The following is a 1,956-nucleotide window of genomic DNA, read 5'->3' as shown; positions in this document are numbered from 1 at the left end:
AGGTAGTTCCGGTCCTGGTGAGGTAGTCCGCTACCTCACCGGATCTCGAACTACCTCGGCGCTTGTCGTACTACCTCGGCAGTCTCGTCCTACCTCGTCGGCGCGCCGTTCGTCGCCGCGCGGGCCGCGGCGTGGAACGCGAGGATCTGCAGCTCGCCGGCCACGTCCACCGAGCGCACGACGACGTCGTCGGGCAGCTGCAGCGCCACCGGCGCGAAGGACAGGATCTCCCGCACCCCGCACGCCACGATCCGCTCGGCGATGGCCTGCGCCACCGGCCCGGGGGTCGCCAGCACCACCATCGACACGCCGGTGCGCGCGAGCACGTCCTCCAGCGCGTCGACGTGCTCGATCGTCAGCCCGGCCGCGGAGTTCCCGACCACCTGCGGGTCGGCGTCCAGCAGCGCCACGACCTGGAACCCGCGGGCCGCGTACCCCGAGTAGTTCGCCAGCGCGTGGCCCAGGTTGCCGATGCCGACGATCGCCAGCCGGTGCTCGGACCCGAGCCCCAGCGCCGTCGCGATGTACTGCGCCAGCGACTGCACGTCGTAGCCCACGCCGCGCGTGCCGAACGACCCGAGGTAGGACAGGTCCTTGCGCAGCTGCGCCGACCCCACCCCCGACCGCTCCGCCAGCTCCGACGACGACGTCGTCGTCACACCGCCCTCCGCCAGGTCGCGCAGGGCGCGCAGGTAGTAGGGCAGCCTCGCCACCGTCGCGGCCGGCACCGTCGCCTCACCGAGCTCGATCACTGCTGGATCACCCTGTCGTCCTCTCCCGGGCTCAGCGGGCCAGCCGGCGCGCCAGCCGCGCGCCGTCCACCCGCCAGAAGCCCTGCTGCACGCCGTCCACCTCGACGACGGGCACGTAGTCCCCGTACTTGCCCACCAGGTCCCCGCCGGGGCCGTCGACGTCGATGTCGACCTCCCGGAAGGTCTCGCCCGCGGCCCCGCACACGTCCGCGACCACCGCCCGAGCCTCCTCGCACAGGTGGCAGCCGGCACGCGTGTACAGGAGCACCCGGGGTTCACCTTCGGATCCCTGCGGCATGCTCACCTGCCAAGACTAGCGGCGCCGATACAGTGGACCGCATGCCGTCGCCCGTCGAGTCGTCCCCGCCGGCGCGCGCCGCAGCCTTCTTCGACGTCGACAACACCATCATCCGGGGCGCCAGCGCCTTCCACCTGGCGCGCGCCCTGTACCAGCGGCGGTTCTTCGGCACCCGCGACCTGCTGCGGTTCGCGCTGATCCAGGCGAAGTACGTGGTGTTCGGCGAGTCCCGCTCCCAGATCGAGACCGTGCGCAGCCGGGCCCTGTCGCTCATCGCCGGGCGCTCGGTGGCGGAGATCACGGCCGTGGGCGAGGACGTGTACGACACCGTGCTCGAGCTGCGCATCTTCCCAGGCACCAAGCGGCTGCTCGACGAGCACCTCGCCGCCGGCGACCAGGTGTGGCTCGTGACCGCGACGCCGGTCGAGATCGGCGGGCTCATCGCCCGCCGCCTCGGCGCCACGGGGTGCCTCGGCACGATCGCCGAGCACTCCGGGGGCTTCTACACCGGCCGCCTCATGGGCGACCTCATGCACGGGGAGGCCAAGGGCTCCGCCGTCCGCGAGCTCGCCGAGCGCGAGGGCATCGACCTGTCCGCCTCGTACGCGTACGGCGACTCCCTCAACGACCTCCCGATGATGCGCACCGTCGGGCACCCCTGCCCCATCAACCCCGACGTGCGCCTGCGCCGGCACGCCAAGGAGGTCGGCTGGCCCATCCGCGAGTTCCGCGGCCGCGGACGGCGCGTGGCCGGGCGCGGGATGAAGACGGCGTCGTGGGCCGGCGCCGCCTGGGTCGCCGGGCTCGTGCTCCGCAGCATCCGGCGGCGGCTTCAGGGCCGCTGACGGCGGCCGCACCGGCCGGGAACAGCGAACGGGCCCGGCACCTCCGTGGAGGTGCCGGGCC

3 protein-coding genes are annotated in these 1,956 nt (G+C 73.3%); 1 reads left to right on the top strand and 2 read right to left on the bottom strand.

Features of this window, described 5'->3' with window-relative positions; all coding sequences use genetic code 11:
- Window positions 1–89: 89 nt before the first annotated feature.
- Window positions 90–752: a redox-sensing transcriptional repressor Rex gene (locus ACFWEK_RS21215; protein WP_430547744.1), complete on the bottom strand. Its 663-nt coding sequence runs from the start codon at window positions 750–752 to the stop codon at window positions 90–92.
- A 31-nt stretch (window positions 753–783) separates the two neighbouring features.
- On the bottom strand, window positions 784–1,020 hold the full coding sequence (locus ACFWEK_RS21210; RefSeq protein WP_430547743.1) for a glutaredoxin family protein: 237 nt from the start codon (window positions 1,018–1,020) through the stop codon (window positions 784–786).
- A gap of 71 nt (window positions 1,021–1,091) precedes the next feature.
- On the opposite strand from ACFWEK_RS21210, the gene ACFWEK_RS21205 reads away from it, so the two are divergent.
- Window positions 1,092–1,895 (top strand): HAD family hydrolase, encoded by an 804-nt coding sequence (locus ACFWEK_RS21205; RefSeq protein ID WP_430555322.1) that lies wholly within the window; start codon window positions 1,092–1,094, stop codon window positions 1,893–1,895.
- Window positions 1,896–1,956: the final 61 nt, after the last annotated feature.

The sequence above is a fragment of the Isoptericola sp. NPDC060257 genome (genome assembly GCF_042726645.1).
GTDB classification, from domain to species: domain Bacteria; phylum Actinomycetota; class Actinomycetes; order Actinomycetales; family Cellulomonadaceae; genus Isoptericola; species Isoptericola nanjingensis.
Note: the sequence above shows the minus strand (reverse complement) of the source record. Positions and strands in the feature narration are given on the sequence as shown.

Coding starts and splice junctions, on each gene's coding strand:
- ACFWEK_RS21205 (WP_430555322.1), top strand. CDS start 1,092: ATGCCGTCGCCCGTCGAGTCGTCCCCGCCGGCGCGCGCCGCAGCCTTC.